This is a genomic window from Actinotignum urematis (genome assembly GCF_051264595.1).
Taxonomy (GTDB): domain Bacteria; phylum Actinomycetota; class Actinomycetes; order Actinomycetales; family Actinomycetaceae; genus Actinotignum; species Actinotignum timonense_A.
The window spans coordinates 40,318-54,941 of sequence record NZ_JBOZBG010000012.1; the positions used below are offsets into that span (position 1 = coordinate 40,318).

The window sequence follows — 14,624 nt, forward strand, 5'->3', positions numbered from 1 at the left end:
CGCGGAACTCTGCTTGGGCCTTGTGGCTAGTATAGCCCCTCAAGCTGATTCGTGCACACGAATCTTTAGCTTGCTCCACGCCACTCGTGGCGTGGAGGTTACGCGCAGCGCTGAGCGGGTTGGCCGGGGCGGGTGGCCGCGTAGCGGCCGGGCGCTCCGATTTGCGCGCGCCCTGGGCGCGCGCCTGCGGGGCCGCTGGGTGTGGTTGGGCGGGTGGTGGATTGGGTGTGCAGAGGGGCCGGGTGGCGCGTTCTCATCCGTGCCAACTTTGTTGGCACGGGCCTCGGAGGTCCAGGGGCACCCGTGCCCCTGGCGGAGTGTGAGGCAGAGCCTCACCCCACCCGCAAACAGCCAGGGGAAGGGTAACGCGTGGCGTGGGCAGTGCGAATTGTTGCCAAGTTTCTTGTCGGGGTCGTGTGCGTGCAAAGCCCCCTAGTTAGTAGCACCGCAAAAAAGAGCGGCGCAGTGATGTAAGGAGAATTTTCGTGGACGAAAACATGGACGCTAACGCGATGACAAGCAGCGCTGGATGCGCGAGTAAAGAGGTGGAGGCGTTGCGTGCGGCCGAGCAAGAACGCTTCACCAAGCGCCTTGGGGCAGGTGTGCGTTTGCAAGAAATAGCGGCGCGCTTGCGCGTGCTTGAGGGTGAGTATCGGGGTGCGTGGACGCAGGCTTTGAAGTCCGGGTGGAGTGAGCGCGAATTAAAAAACTATGGGCTAACTGCGCCGGTTCAACCGCGTAAAAAGCCGCGCGCCAAACGCACGACTAGTGCGAGCGCAGACGCGCACAACGTGGAGCAAACAAGTAGCGAACAAGGTGGCGCGATGTAGTTCGTTGCGAAATGCACGGCGGGCGGGACCCCGTGCATGTGGGTGTCCCGCCCGTCTCGCGTTTTAGCAACGCGATAGTTACATGAGTGCGTTGCCGTGCTCGCGCGGATCGCTTGCTTCACGCGCGCTAAGAGTGCGTGCTGCGTTTACCGCTCGGCTCACCGCAGTGAAGATCGGAGCGGCCGCTTGGCGCTTATAGTTCGCCGCGCAATACGCCCGATACTCGGCCCGCACACTCGCCGCGTCGTCGGTCCATGCCGGGTCAATTTGGTGACAGTAGCGTGCGTCTTCCCTACTGCCTAACAAGAGTGCGCGCACCAGTTGTGCACTGCCACGTAGCTGTGCTTCGCGTGGTCGGTCTTCACGGTAAGCAGCGCTTGTTTCGGATCCGGGATACGCAAACAAGGACGCGCGAAAACGGCTCGGAAGGAGCGCATCCACCTCAGGATCAAGGAACACTATCGTTCCCGCGCTCTCATAGGTTGCGGTTTCAATACCCGGGGCAAGCACCTCCACGCGCTCGGGTGTTTCACCCCGGTAGATAGGTGGAACATACCGCACGTTCACGCTCTCCTCACTGGTGACGTCATCCGCGTCTGCGGTCTCAAGATCACGCGCCACGGGTTCGGTTTGTGCATCGACGTCGGCGCTCCACCCGGGCGCTACCTCGTCGAGATAGGCGGCGTCTTGGCGCGAGTCGAGGAGCAAGGCACGGGCGACTTGCCCGCTCCCCGCAATGTTGCCGGTGTGCTCAATATCCAGGTCTGGGTAGGCATACAAGGCGGGTTCGCCGGGTTCAGGGAAGATCCTATGATACGGAAAGCCGACTTGCTCGTTGCGTTCTTCGTCAAGGAAAGTAACGACGCTCTCACCGTACTTCGCAATGAATACACCGGGCGCGGCCTCAGTGAGCGCGCTGCGCTCGACACCGTCGTAGAGAGTAGGGATGCTCGGTCGTATCGTGGCCGCTGGCTGTTCGTCGTCTACATGATCGGCGACGTCGCCAGTCACCTCCACCGCATCGCTTAGCTCTCTTTGCTCGCTGTGGTTATCGGTGGCCGCTAGCGTTTTACTTTCCCCTTGGCCCTCGTCGAGTGGGGTGCGGTGGACGAGTGGCTGCGCCACCGTGCCCGGTGCGTGGGTGAGTGGGTCGGCCATGGCTTCCAGCTCGAGAAGGTCCGCGACAAACAGGTGTGTTTGCGCGTTGCTTGTTAGGCGCGTGAGGGCTTGGCCGTTTTGGTTGCCGGCAACAATCCCCAACACCTCCCAGGTGTATTCGCGTGACTCATATCTAGCGACGGCCGGGAGGGTTTTCCAATTCTCGATAGTGTCTATCGGGGTTGGTTTGGGTGGGAGGGGGATACGCGGCCAGCCGGCTAGCCCCTCGAAGAATCCCTCGTGTTCCTCATATTTAATGCCTTCCCGGAAACGCGCCTCTTGTTCGCGGTGGGCTTTGGTGTCTCCTTGGTCTTCGAGGGCAAGAGTGATTTCTTTCGAACGGGTACGCACGGCCGCGTACTCTGCCTCGTGTGGGAAGGCTTTGGTGGAGAGTTCTTGGGCGCTTTGGGCTTCTTCCCGTAGGAACTCGAGGTTTTCTTTTTCTTCCTCGAGACGCTGGGGAAGTCCAGCGACGAGGTTTTCTAGGCGTTGGATGAGACCACTTTGGCCGCGCTGCAAGATAGAGAGCGGGATACCGGCCCGTGGCCCATACCGCACTTCTTTCAGGTCCACGGGTGTGAAGATGATAGAGACATCGGAGACCGTGCCTAGGCGGCTGTCGGCCTCAACGCGGGCGATATCAAGTTCGATGCCACCGAGTTCTATTCTCACGCCCCGGGGCACGGAATACGTGCCGCCCGTGCGGCGTACGTTCTCGATGATGTAGGGCGATATGCGTGCGGAGACGGCCCGTGAGAGGGCCTGGGCGGCCGCGGTCCGCTCCGTAAAGGTGCCTAGGTCGATACGGATCGAGAACCGATCCCCGCTCGTATCACGTATGTAGCCCTGGAGGTGATCCAACGTGGCGATGGTTTTCTCGCTCGCCCGAATGCGCAGGTCGAGGGTGCGGGTGTCGTCGATGGCCCGGTTACGAGTCCTCTGCCAAGACGAGTGCAGGGCCTTGTATTTTTGCAGGGTTGCGTCCACTTCGCATTTCTCGAGCAGGAGCGGGTTTCCGGTAGCGATTGCTTTCGCACGCCCGGCCTCCATCTCCTCCGGCGAAACATCCTCGACAGAGCGCGTACCAGTCTTGTTGGTCATGATCTGCGCGATCGAGCGCGCCTTACGCTCATTCGTCTGCCACATATAGGCAGCAAACGAACCCGTCACCACATACCTATAATTGTAGACTTCCGGGTTTTCATTGCCTTGGCGGACCATACGTCCGTCGCGCTGGGTAATGTCGGTCGGCCGCCACGGCACGTCAAGATGGTGGGTGGCGATGCAGCGTTTTTGGACGTTCGTACCCGTGCCCATTTTTTGGGTTGAGCCAATCAAAACCGCAACCCTCCCCTCACGGCAATCCCGGAACAATTCTTCTTTTGCTGCATTATTGGGTGCTTCGTGGATGAACCGCACCGAGCCTTCCGGCAGACCCAGCTCATAGAGTTCGCTTCGGAGCGCATCGTAAGTATTCCACCCAGGCTTGGGTGTGTCGTAGTCGCAGAAGACCAGCTGCAACGCCCCCGGGATAGCGGATTCTTCACCATCGATGCCGCTATAGCGGTTGTCTTTAGTCTGTTCCCAGATCCGGTAGATGTTACGGGCGGCAACTTCGCTGACGGGGTGGTCGATAGGTTCGCGGCCGCGCAGCCGAAGGTCAAGCGCACCAAGCCTCCCGTCAGTACTCAAGGCGAGCATATTGTCGTTGCCGCTGCTCCCCGCGGCAATGCGATCAGCACGCCTCGCGATATCGTCCATGAAGGCTTTCATGTTTTCTCCGCCGTCGATGGAGACGATTTGCGGGGCGCGCTCACCATCCGCGTTTGGCGCAAGCAGGGGGATGTTGAGGGAGAGTTCGGCCGATGTTTTGACGTCGGCGGCGATACCCCACAGGCTCAGGAATTCGGGGAGGTTGTGGAAGCGTGAGATGCGGGTACGCATGCGGAATCCCCCGGAGGGTGAGATTTCAGCTTTGCGTTCCGAGCGGGTGAAGGTCGCCGCGAACGCGTCGAAAGGCTCGATACCGGCGTCTTTGAGCACGCTAGGTGCGAGGTATCGCATCATGGTATGTGCTTCGGCCAGGGAGTTGGAGATGGGGGTGGCAGTGGCGAGGGTGCAAATCCTCCCACCCGGATTCTTGGCTCTCAGATAGTGGAGTTTCATGTCCAAATCGGCCGTGTAGGCATTACCGTCGCCGGTACCGATACCCTCAAGTTTCGTGATGATTTTGAGGTTTTTGTAGCGGTGTGCTTCGTCGGCGATGATGTAGTCGATGCCGGTTTCCTCAAACGAGATACCGGGGTCGGTGGGGTGATCGAGTGCCTTTTTCAAGGTACCTTCCAGCGAGTTGATTTGGTTGGTCATTTCGTTGATTGTGGAGGAAGAATCGCTGGCCTTAATCGCTTCTTCCAGCTCATCAATGCGCGCCTCGATGTATTCTGCTTGGGTCTTATTTGAGCAGCCCAATGCCTTGAATTGCTCGTGGGTCATGACGACGGCATCCCAGTCGTTGGTGGCGACTTTCGCAACGAACTCGCGCCGCCCGCTTTTGGTCAGATCATCCGAGGTAGCGGTGAGCACACGCGCTGCGGGGTAGGTTTGCTGAAACTCCGAGGCAAACTGGTAAAGCACGTTCGCTGGCACCGTGATGACGGGTTTGTGGATGAGTCCGAGGCGCCTTAGTTCCATCGCCCCCATAATCATGGTCTTTGTCTTGCCTGCCCCGACCTGGTGGAATAGCCCGACGGATTCTTGGTAGATCATGCGTGCCACGCCAGAGCGTTGATGTGAATACGGGGTGATGTCTTTCGCCAGACCCGGGAGGGTGAGTTTTTCGCCCATGCCTGTGTAGTCGCGGGGCAGATATGAATTGAACATCTCGTTGTAGCGGGCCTCGAGCCGTGCGGCGCGCTCGCCGTCTGCCCAGGCCCATTCGGTGAAAGCGGTGGCCATATCGTCCATTTTCTGGGCGACGGAGGCGGTTTCGGCGCGGTCGATGAATTCTTCACCGTCAATGGTTTTAGATTTCACCGTGATAGGGGTGTGATTGAGAAGCGCCTCAAAAATCTGAGTGCCGCTACGGCGTTCCGTGTTCCATATGCGGCGGGCCTTTGCGGAAGGCTGGTAGCCGTCCTGGACGGCTTTCCAAGCACCGGTAACCGGGTTATAGCCAACCTGCCCGACGCGCTGTTGGTGCCACCCCATGACGACCTCGGAGTAGAAGGCGTGGTGGTCGGCTACGCTTATCCACGGCGCCCCCGGGCTGATCTCGATATCCGATAGGGCGAGTGGTTCGGGCATGACAGCCTTGAGAGCCGCGATATTCTCGCTCATGCGGGCATCGGTTTCGAGTGCGTCTTGGGCGGCCACCACCTTGGCGTGGATATTGCCCGACAGATAAGCGCTGCGCTCTACCAGCTCGCCAGTCTCTGGGTCGAAGAAGGTATGCTCGCGCAAGCCGGCCGTGACTTCCTCATCGGCCAAGCCGGTGAGATAGCCAATGTATTCGGTGTCGACTCGGCCTTTCTCAACCATGCAGATAGCCAAGCCGTCTTCGATAGTATCGGCACCCAGGGGTTTGAAGGTGATGCCGATTTGGCGGCGCTCAAGGATCCCGGCCGGGCGTGCCGTGCGGGCGTCTTTATCGAAAACTTCAATAGCCATGGTCAAGGCCGCGTCCGGGTCAGAGCGGAAGACCCGCACCGCAGGTACGTCAACCCAGGAGAGTTTTTCTTCCCCGGTTTTCCGGTCCGTATACCAACGCTCCCGCTGGGAGTTGAGTGGACCATACTTGGCCACATACGCTTCATATGCGGCTTTGAGGCGGTTGCGCGCTTGGGTGAGTGTGGGTGGGTTTTCCTGGGTTTGGGACTCAAACTCCACCAGCGCCCGCACTTGGTCACGCAAATCAAGCAACGTCGTGAGTTGAGCGGTAGCGTTTTTCGCAACCTTCACAGGCTTGTTACCACTTGCGGTGTAGCGCTCGAACCCAGCCTCGGTCTTGGTGATGCGGCCGAGCTTTTCCTGGTCGACCGGGCGCAACTCAATCTCACCCTCGTAAGCGTCTTGTCGTGGGGCGAATACAAGACCGGCCTCCCTTGCTTGGGAGGTGATTGTGGCGAGGGTGGTGGCAAGTTGCCCCTCCAGCGCATCTATATTCCCACTCACGCTAAGCGCCGGGCCGTATTGGTTGGTGGTTTCTTCCCACTCCCCCAAGACATGCTCCGCGTGGGTGTGGAAGTATTCATTCACAGGAAACTCACCCGCACCAATAGTGAGTGGGTGGGTGTATTCCCAATCGAAAGGCTGAGGTTCTTCGCCTTTTTCCCGCCGCCGGAAGATCAAGATGTCGGAGACGACATCAGTGCCGGCCATTGCCTCATGCGTGCCGGCCGGCAAACGGACAGCACCCACAAGGTCGGCCCTAGCGTAGAGTTCGCGCCGCACTCCCGGGTTCTTCGAGTCCATCGTGTAGCGCGACGTTAATACGGCGACGATGCCACCGGGCCGCACCTGCGCTAGCGCTTTACTCACAAAGTAGTTGTGGACGGTGTGGCCACCGGGGTTATAGACCGGGTCATACGGGCGGTAATTACCGAAGGGAACGTTCCCGATAGCCGCGTCGAAATAACCGCCTTCGTCAAGGTCAGTGTCCGTATAAGACTGTGCTCGTATGTCGGCGTTGGGGTAGAGCCTGGCGGCGATAGCGGCAGGGGTCGGGTCGATCTCAACACCCACCATCCGCACCGCTGCTGGCGCGGTGCCGATGAACATCCCAACACCGCAGCCGGGTTCCACCACCCGCGCGCCCTCTACCAGCCCGAGGTTGCTCAGCGCGCCCCACAAAGTGCGGGCGATGGTCGGGTTGGTGTAGTGGGCATTCGCTGTGGACTGTAACGCCCTCTTATAGGAGTCTTCGTCTATGAGGGCTTGTAAAGCTTCGCGTTCGTGCTTGTAAGTGTCGGTACGAGTATCGAAAAGCGTGGAGAGGCCTCCCCACCCGGAAAACCGCGCCAACACCTCCTGCTCGGAGCTACTCGGGGTGCGATCTTCTAGTTGGGTAAGGAGGCTTAGCGCGGCGAGGTTCGCTTCTATCCGGGCTTTCTCACCGCGCGGACTAGGCTGGTTGGTTAGTTGGTAAGCAGGCCGGCTTCTTTCAGCTCGACCGCCCAGGGTTGGGGATGGTAATACTCGGTTTTCAGGTAGAACGGTGCTTGTTCTATCAAGACTTTCTCCACCGCTTCCCAGCTCAGGATGAACGGGTCGAGGTCGTTCATCTCGTGTTGATTCTTGAATGCGTCCTTGAGGTAGGCCAGGGTGAATGTCGCTTGGAGTTCTTTGGACTCGAAGCCCATCACCTCGTCGACTAGGCGGTTCAACCAATCGCGAGCCGCTTCCTCGACCCGCATCTCGGCCTGCTCGATCATTTCGGCTCTCATCTCGGCTATCGCTTCCGGGTCCTCCAGCTGATCCCCGCGTAGTGTCCAGTCCGACATATCCCAGTATTGAGTCATCCATTCGTTGGCGAGGATTGTCGGCAAGGGTTCGGGAAGGTCCTGACTCTTCCAAATCGCCAAGGATTCCTCCTCCTCGTAAGCGTCCATGATCGCTGCCCGCTCGTATGCTGCTTCCATCCGGGCTGTCGCTGCTGCCGTCTGCCGGGCCGCTACTTGATCGACCCAGTTCTCGCTGGCTGGCGGGTAGGCCGCTAAGAGCGCCTGCTCGAGCGTGTTCTGTGTCTCCAGCATCGCTTCGTTGACGTTCGCTTCCAGATTCTGGCGGGTTTCCTTGCCCATGAGAGTCTCCTTGAGGAGTAGTGGTTGTCGTGTTGAGGTAGAAGGTCAGGTCGAAGAGGGCTTCTTGCCCACTCGAAACAACTGTGCGTCGCACCATAGCTAAGTGTCTCCATCCTCCCGGGCGCTACCCGGGAATTGTTTTTTGGGGTCACTAGTTAGTGCGTGTGCAAAGCACACCGGCTTTTCCGTTTTAGGGGTTGCGGGCCGCGGCTGCAATGAGTGGCGTGAACATGAGGATGATCAGGATGGGGAACAGGATGGTCCACATAATCCCCCGCAAAATCCCGAAGAAGATGCCGTGCATGTAAATCTGGTAGCCGAATACAAGGAAAAAGAACACGAAGTACCATCCCCAGCTCGACCCGTACTGGTCGGGCATGGAGAAAGGCGCCATGATCGCGAACAATATTCCAGTAAACAGGAAGCCGGTGCGGTAGTGGCGCCGAATCCACGAAAACGTGCGCATGATTCGGCTCCTCGGGCGGGCTGGCTCTGGAATGTAGACGCTGGCGTCGTAGGTCGGGTACCCGTATGCCAGGTCTGGCGGTAGTGGCGGGTAGGTGTTGGTTGATTGGCTCATTTTTCTATTTCCCCTCTCCCCAAGGCTGGTTGTGATACTATACTACAATAGGCTTGTGGGGTTGCTCCTACCTGCTATTTCGTGGTTGCAATAGCTCCAACTCGCCATACTTCCCTGTCTTTGACAAGGCGGAAGTTGTAGAACGCCGTCGTGGGGTTTCCTTTCCAGCTGCTCTCGCTCGTCGGGGTGATGGTTACTTGGCGGTCGGCATAAGCGACATCGACGGCTGCGGCTGGTGGGGTTTGTCCCCACAGTGGCTCGACGGCAACGCTTGTGTATGCGTCGTTTGTTTTGAGGGTTTCCCAGGCCGCTCCCCCACGCACCTGTGCTTCTTCGCTGGGTTGGAGAGACTCAGTGAGATAGGGACTCGCACGCTTATAAGCGTCGAGCGGGCTGGTATCGGTTCGGGAGTCTTGGCATGAAAGCAAGAGCGCGACGGTGTCAGCGACGCTTTCCGCATCCGCCTCGTTGACGGTCGGTGCGTTTGTGAGGCAGCGTGGCATCATTGCGGCCGGCGACGCCGGAGCGGGCATGGTCGGTGCTGTGTCTGGTTCGGGGTGGGTGCAGCCAGCGGCCACCACAAGCACCAGCGTCGCAAATAAACCGATGGTTCTGTTTTGTGTTGTCATTATGGGATCCTTAGTGCTTGCGGGAACATGCGGTCGGAGGCTTCTCCCCACCCGAGTGGGTAGGTATTCACACCGTATCCTGGGGCTGCGTCAATAAATTCGCCATTACCGATATAGAGCGCGACATGCGTGATGTAATCAACATCGGGGTCGACGCTTGTTGATTGGAAAGCGAGGATGTCGCCGGGCTGGAGATGTACGACGTCGGCGGGCACATAAGTGCCACCAAACTGGGTGGCGCTGTAGAGTGCGTTTTCGCATTTACGCCGGGCCGGTGTCTCACCAGGGATAGACATGGGTAGGTCAATGCCGCGTCCGTTCTTATATGCGGCCCACACTAGCCCGCAGCAATCGAAACAATCGGGTCCCATGCTCCCGCACGCCCCGCTGCCTTCCCCGCGGTAGGGTTTGCCGCGTTGGGAGATAGCCCAAGCAACAACGCTTGCGTTTGAGCCACCCGCAGCGGCGGGTGCGTAGCGGGTCACCGCTAGATTCTTGATTTTCTCTACGTAGTTCATGGTTTCCGGGTAGGGCGGGATACCACCAAACGACTGGACAGCGCCCAGGCCGGCGTTGTATGCGGCCAGGGCGAGATCGACGGGATCACCTTTCGCATGGCCTCCTTCCACAAGGCCCCGCGCGCTGGCAAGGAGGTCACACATATAATGCCCCTGGCTCCAGATAGCATCTTGCGGGTTGTTGACATCGGCGACTCCGTCCCCGTCGCCATCTTTACCAGCGCCTGCCCAGGTGGTTGGCATGAATTGCGCGATACCAAGGGCACCCGCGCTAGATACCGCGCTCGGGTTCCAGGCTGATTCGGCTTCAATCTGCGCCGCAAGCAAAGCCGGGGTGATGCCTTCACAGATACCACCGGCGCGTGCGACCACGGCGGCGTATTCGGGTGGGATATTACTCGCAGCCCCAGTAAGGCTCGCGCTGCCTTTGCTATCGCCGCCCAGCAGGATAATCATGAGCGGGGCAAGCAAGGCAAGGAGTGCGGCTGCGCCTATATAGATAGTGCTTTTCACGAAAAGGCTCCTCTTAGTAGACGGTGATTGTCCCGGAATTCACAAGCCCGTCAGCGCTCACAGACCACGAATAGGTGCCAGGTTCCATAGTGATGCTGGCTTCGAAGGAGCCACTACCGGCGACGGTTTGGGATCCGAGTGATAGGGAGCGTCCGCCGACGGTCGCGTAGACCGAGACCGGGACCGCGCCGGTCGTGCTCACGTTCGCGCTGATGGTGACCGAACGCCCGCTAGAAGTAGCGCCGGCGGAGAGGTCGGTGACGAAGGCCGGCTCCGGGACCGGTGCCGGTTCAGGCGCGGGTACGGGCGCGGGCACTTCCTCTACTGGAGGCTGGTAGCCCGGTTGACGCTCTACTGGCTCTTCATGCCCGCCTTGAGGCGCGCTCCCGCCCTCGCTCACCGGGGGCGGCGGGGGTGCTGTATCTGCTGGCGGCGCTGGCACGGCTGGCGTTGCCGGCAAGGCTGGCGAAGGCGCTTCGGACGGAGTGCTCCGCGGGTGCGGCGTTGCCGTAACACTAGGCACGACTGGGGAAGGATCGGCCACATCGTCGGTGCTGGTTAGGAGGAGGTGTGCGAGGTATCCAGCCGCTAACGCCAAGACCAAAGCAACAATCGCAGCCAAGAATTTTAGGACACGGGAGCGTCTGTCGCCCTCCTTGTCATCACCGGAAGTAGCGTTTTCTTCCGCCGGTGGGGTGGTGGGTGGGCGCTGAACCACCGGCAAACTCACCGTGTCCGTTAGGCGTGCCGAGCGGAGTTGATTGCTCAAGCGCTGGTTTTCTGCCCGTAAGTCTTCAAGAATGCGGGTTTGCTCTGCTTCTCGCATTTTGGCTTTCTCGAGGGCAAGCTCAGCAGCCGTAAGCTCCGTGTGTAGATCCCGCACCTGACCAGCCACCGTGTTGCGTTCGCGCTTCAAGCGGTCTTTATCCGCCTCAAGCGTCTGTGCGTATTCGACGCGCTCGTCTAACACCTGACTGAGTCGGGTTTGTTCTTCACGGGCTTGTGCAAGCTCAAGACGCATAGCCTCAGCCTGTTCACCCTCTTGCGTACCTTCCTCTATCTCACGCCGAAGCGCTTCTAACTCTTGGCGTTCGGCTGCGTGCGCGTCTCGCTCTGTGGCCAGGTCTTGCTCGGCCTGTTGGAGGGCCGTGGTTTTCTCTACCAGTGCGGTTTGGGTTTGCTTGAGTTGGAAGAGAGCATCGCTCAATTTCTCACGGCCTTCTCCTTGTTGGGTTTCTAGCGCCTTTGCCCGGGTGGTCTCTTCTTCAAGCCGCCTCGAAAGTACCGATACCTGGACTTGGGCTTGCTCAAGCTGCCCCGCAAGACCACTGTTGGCGGTCTTGAGTTTCTCGTTTTCTTCTTTTGCTTGGGCTAGATCTTGCTGGCAGGCAGTGAGGGCTTCACGGGTCACCTCGGCATCGCCAAGCGATTGCTGTAAGGCTCGGTTTTGTTCTTCAAGTTCACCTACCCGCAGTTGTGCCGCGTCCAGTTCATTACGCGCCGCGGCTAGTTCGGTTTCTAGTGCCGAGCTAGCGGCCTGGGCCTGCTGTAAAGCAAGGTTATGTGCGGCTACTTGTTCTTCCCACACAGTGCGCTCGCTCGCATAGGCGGCTTGGAGGTCTGAGTATTCTTGACGGACCTGACGAACCTCTAACTCAAGGCCGTCGCGTTGTTCTTCGGCTTGTGTTGCTGCACGCTGAGCACTCTCAAGGCTGGCTTGCAGACCATCAAGCTGAGCAACTAAATAATCGCTCTCATGCTCGTCAATGGCGTGGGAGTTTCTAAGGGTTTCACACTCTGTCTCCAAAGCTCGCTTTTCTAGGAGCAGGCTGGCGTATTCCCGCTCAAGGAGACGCAAACGCCCATCTTCTAACGTGCCCACAGGGGCGGGCGGAGTGGCATCAGTAGTTTCCGAGTGTACTGGGACTTCTGACGACGATGCACCCTCCCCCATGGCCGCATCGGCCGGCGGTGCTGGCAGGGCTGGCACGGCTGGCAGGGCTGGCACGGCTGGCACGGCTGGCACGGCTGGCACGGCTGGCACTGCTGGCACGGCTGGCACGGCTGGCACGGCTGGCACGGCTGGCACGGCTGGCACGGCTGGCACGGCTGGCACGGCTGGCACGGAGGATGTTTCCGGTTTCCATTCCTGGCCGTCAATCCGTATATGTCCGCCCGGGGAGACAACGGCGACCGCGCCGTTGTCGAGGTTGATTGTGATTGGGGCATGGAGTGCCATGCTCGCGGCGGCTTCCAACCGCGCGGTATCAGCCTTAGATAACTGCATCACTCCTCCTCACCTATTTCAGGTTCCTTCTCACCGGGTCTGTAGCTACGCCAGGTCCCGTTGCGTTCGTGTTCTTTCATGCGGTTCATGAAGCTGGCGAGCATGTCCCAACCGGCGTTGCGATCCATGCCAGCTTGGCTGGCGGTGCTGGCATTGCCAGCAGATACGGCAATTGTCTCGTTGCCGGCAAGGTTTTCTTCTGGTTGCATTTATTCAGCCTCCTCCACCGTGGCGGCGTTGCTCGGGTGGTCGTCTGGGACGACGAGGTCAGCCAGAGAGGGTACTTTGGCGAGGATTTCGCGGATGTAGGTCTTGTGTTTCTCGCAGGCGAGGTCCATGCCTTTTAGGTGCTGGTATTCCGCGTAAGCATCCCATACAGGGGCACTCTCGTCGTGCTTGTAGTCGAACTCTTCTCGGGCTTCCTCATATTCTTCATAGGCAGAACCCGCTTCGCGGTCGTATTCCTCGCTCTTACAGGAAAGACGAGAAAGCATCTGGCCTGCTAGGTCTTCACGCGCGGCGGTAATAATACGAGCGGTCCATGCCTCGAAAACAGCGTCGGCATCGCTGGTTAGTTTCCCGATCACCTCATCCATGTCGTAGTCGGTCTCGTTCAACCCTTGCTTTTCCAGGCTTTCCAGCCCGGCTTTGATCACCGCTTGCCGGACCGCGTAGCGCACGTCGTGGGTGGTTAGCTTCGAGGATTGATCTAGGTAGTACATGGTGGTTTTCCTTTCAGTCTTGGGTTTAGATGTTGCCTTTGGGCGCAGCACCGGCAACAACCGGTACGACATTCGTGTACTTTTCTACGCGGGCGTTGAGAATCGCGGTTATCCATTCGGAGAGTGAGATGCGGTTGCCGGTGGCGCAGTCGGCGAGCCAAGCGCCCCGGATGCGGTCAGCGTCTTCGCGGGGGAGGCGGATGGTGATTTTCGCGGTCTGCTGGCTGCTGGCCTTGCCAGCGGTGCCAGCGGTGCCAGCGGTGCCAGCGGTGCCAGCGGTGCCAGCGGTGCCAGCGGTGCCAGCGGTGCCAGCGGTGCCAGCGAGGATGATATCTTCTCCACCCGCAACGATAGGGTTCGTAATCGGTGCTTTCTTGAGCGTTTGCATAGCGGCGGTGTCAGGCTTTTTCATTACTGTTCTTCCGTTTCTGTTTTGTGCGTGTCTTTGACTTTGTCGAGGTGTTTGATCGCCCGTTCGAGTTGGGCGTAGGTTTCGTTGAGCGTGAAGTACAGATCAACGAGCTGCTGGTCGCTGCCGTGTTTGATGATGTCGTTGCCCGACATTCTCCAGGGGTCGGAGTCCAGGCGCATTTCGAGCAGGGTTGCGTTTGATGCTGCTGCGTGCCAGAGCGTCACGGTATCGTTTGCGATCATGTTCCGGAAGTTGATGTCGTGGGGGTTGGTAAGCAGGCGGAGCAAGGTTTTCTTCGTCATTTTCATGGCGGTCTCCTTACAGAGCGGTGCTGCCATTGCTGGCATTGCTGGCATTGCCAGCAGATACGGCCACGCCAGCAGGTGCGGCAGCGCCAGCGGATACGGCGTTGCCGGCGAGTGTGGCTTGTAGGGTCTTGAATGCTTCCTCAATCAACGGGTCACCGCCATTTATTGGCGTGTGGTTAGTTGCGGTGTGGGGGAACGCTTCCCTGGCCGGCATATACCGAGCGAGAAGGTAGTCTCCGTAGGTTGCTTCTAGCTCGGTGAGCCATTTCCGGGTGTCGAGGCGGCCTCGTTGGTATGCGTTCACGAGGATGCCAGCAAGCTCCAGACCACCGTTGTAGAGGTTTTTGATTGTGGCGATGGTGGTGATCATCTCCGCAACCCCACCACAGGCAGTTTCCCGCGCGGTCGTCACGATCAACGCGGTATCTGCGGCGACGAGCGCGCCGGTCGTGAGCATCCCGAGGCTTGGTGGGCAGTCCACCACGATCACGTCGTAGACATCGCTTAGGGGTGCGAGGATTGCCTTCAGCCTATATTCCCGCCCTAAGGCGGTGTCATTTTCCCGATCCCACAAAGCTCTATCGGCGGGGAGTAGGTCAATACCCCAACCAGACACCGGCAGGATTGCTTGGCGGGCGGTTTCGGGTGGCGCGCCGGCGGCGGTCGCTGCGAGCACGTCATTGAGTGTCAAAGTATCGGCATCTACTTCGACGCCGAGCGTCGTCGTCGCGCTCCCTTGCGGATCGGCATCCACAAGCAACACGCGGGCACCGGCGGCGCGCGCGAGGCGGTGTGCGAGATTCGTGGCAATCGTCGTTTTACCGACGCCACCTTTCTGGTTACAGATAGCAATAATCATTGGTTTTCTT

General features: G+C 59.3%; 12 protein-coding genes. 1 reads left to right on the top strand and 11 read right to left on the bottom strand.

Going from position 1 to position 14,624, the window contains the following annotated elements; translation table 11 throughout:
- Positions 1-485: 485 nt before the first annotated feature.
- Positions 486-830: a hypothetical protein gene (locus tag ACRQDJ_RS06460; RefSeq protein ID WP_284905823.1), complete on the top strand. Its 345-nt coding sequence runs from the start codon at positions 486-488 to the stop codon at positions 828-830.
- A 78-nt stretch (positions 831-908) separates the two neighbouring features.
- Here ACRQDJ_RS06460 and ACRQDJ_RS06465 read toward each other — a convergent pair whose 3' ends face one another.
- The 11 genes from ACRQDJ_RS06465 to ACRQDJ_RS06515 all read right to left on the bottom strand — a co-directional run bounded on the left by ACRQDJ_RS06465 (position 909) and on the right by ACRQDJ_RS06515 (position 14,614).
- Complete coding sequence (locus tag ACRQDJ_RS06465) at positions 909-7,007, bottom strand: helicase-like domain-containing protein (protein WP_284905822.1); 6,099 nt, start codon at positions 7,005-7,007, stop codon at positions 909-911.
- Between the two features lie 113 nt (positions 7,008-7,120).
- Positions 7,121-7,786 (bottom strand): hypothetical protein, encoded by a 666-nt coding sequence (locus ACRQDJ_RS06470; protein ID WP_284905821.1) that lies wholly within the window; start codon positions 7,784-7,786, stop codon positions 7,121-7,123.
- Positions 7,787-7,976: 190 nt separating this feature from the next.
- The gene (locus ACRQDJ_RS06475; protein ID WP_274733749.1) at positions 7,977-8,252 is read right to left on the bottom strand and encodes a hypothetical protein; all 276 of its coding nucleotides are present in this window, start codon (positions 8,250-8,252) and stop codon (positions 7,977-7,979) included.
- Positions 8,253-8,440: 188 nt separating this feature from the next.
- Positions 8,441-8,995 (bottom strand): hypothetical protein, encoded by a 555-nt coding sequence (locus ACRQDJ_RS06480; RefSeq protein WP_274733751.1) that lies wholly within the window; start codon positions 8,993-8,995, stop codon positions 8,441-8,443.
- Positions 8,995-10,026, bottom strand: a complete 1,032-nt coding sequence (locus tag ACRQDJ_RS06485) for a transglycosylase SLT domain-containing protein (protein WP_284905819.1) — start codon at positions 10,024-10,026, stop codon at positions 8,995-8,997. The genes ACRQDJ_RS06480 and ACRQDJ_RS06485 overlap by 1 nt, the downstream gene beginning before the upstream one ends.
- Before the next feature lie 13 nt (positions 10,027-10,039).
- The gene (locus ACRQDJ_RS06490; RefSeq protein ID WP_435706433.1) at positions 10,040-11,908 is read right to left on the bottom strand and encodes a hypothetical protein; all 1,869 of its coding nucleotides are present in this window, start codon (positions 11,906-11,908) and stop codon (positions 10,040-10,042) included.
- A 404-nt stretch (positions 11,909-12,312) separates the two neighbouring features.
- Entirely contained in the window at positions 12,313-12,522 is a 210-nt protein-coding gene (locus ACRQDJ_RS06495; RefSeq protein WP_284906000.1) for a hypothetical protein, read from the bottom strand.
- Positions 12,523-13,035 carry a hypothetical protein gene (locus tag ACRQDJ_RS06500; protein ID WP_284905998.1) on the bottom strand — a complete coding sequence of 171 codons (513 nt, stop codon included), beginning with the start codon at positions 13,033-13,035 and terminating at the stop codon, positions 12,523-12,525.
- Between the two features lie 25 nt (positions 13,036-13,060).
- On the bottom strand, positions 13,061-13,447 hold the full coding sequence (locus tag ACRQDJ_RS06505) for a hypothetical protein (RefSeq protein WP_435706430.1): 387 nt from the start codon (positions 13,445-13,447) through the stop codon (positions 13,061-13,063).
- Positions 13,447-13,755 (bottom strand): hypothetical protein, encoded by a 309-nt coding sequence (locus tag ACRQDJ_RS06510; protein WP_274734106.1) that lies wholly within the window; start codon positions 13,753-13,755, stop codon positions 13,447-13,449. Before ACRQDJ_RS06510 ends, ACRQDJ_RS06505 begins: the two co-directional genes overlap by 1 nt.
- Positions 13,756-13,765: 10 nt before the next feature.
- Positions 13,766-14,614, bottom strand: coding sequence for a ParA family protein (locus ACRQDJ_RS06515; protein WP_274734107.1), 849 nt, complete (start codon positions 14,612-14,614; stop codon positions 13,766-13,768).
- Positions 14,615-14,624: the final 10 nt, after the last annotated feature.

Excerpts from the sequence above, each read along its gene's own strand:
- ACRQDJ_RS06470 (WP_284905821.1), bottom strand. The coding sequence starts at position 7,786 with ATGGGCAAGGAAACCCGCCAGAATCTGGAAGCGAACGTCAACGAAGCG.
- ACRQDJ_RS06475 (WP_274733749.1), bottom strand. The coding sequence starts at position 8,252 with ATGCGCACGTTTTCGTGGATTCGGCGCCACTACCGCACCGGCTTCCTG.
- ACRQDJ_RS06480 (WP_274733751.1), bottom strand. The coding sequence starts at position 8,995 with ATGACAACACAAAACAGAACCATCGGTTTATTTGCGACGCTGGTGCTT.
- ACRQDJ_RS06495 (WP_284906000.1), bottom strand. The coding sequence starts at position 12,522 with ATGCAACCAGAAGAAAACCTTGCCGGCAACGAGACAATTGCCGTATCT.
- ACRQDJ_RS06500 (WP_284905998.1), bottom strand. The coding sequence starts at position 13,035 with ATGTACTACCTAGATCAATCCTCGAAGCTAACCACCCACGACGTGCGC.
- ACRQDJ_RS06505 (WP_435706430.1), bottom strand. The coding sequence starts at position 13,447 with ATGAAAAAGCCTGACACCGCCGCTATGCAAACGCTCAAGAAAGCACCG.
- ACRQDJ_RS06510 (WP_274734106.1), bottom strand. The coding sequence starts at position 13,755 with ATGAAAATGACGAAGAAAACCTTGCTCCGCCTGCTTACCAACCCCCAC.
- ACRQDJ_RS06515 (WP_274734107.1), bottom strand. The coding sequence starts at position 14,614 with ATGATTATTGCTATCTGTAACCAGAAAGGTGGCGTCGGTAAAACGACG.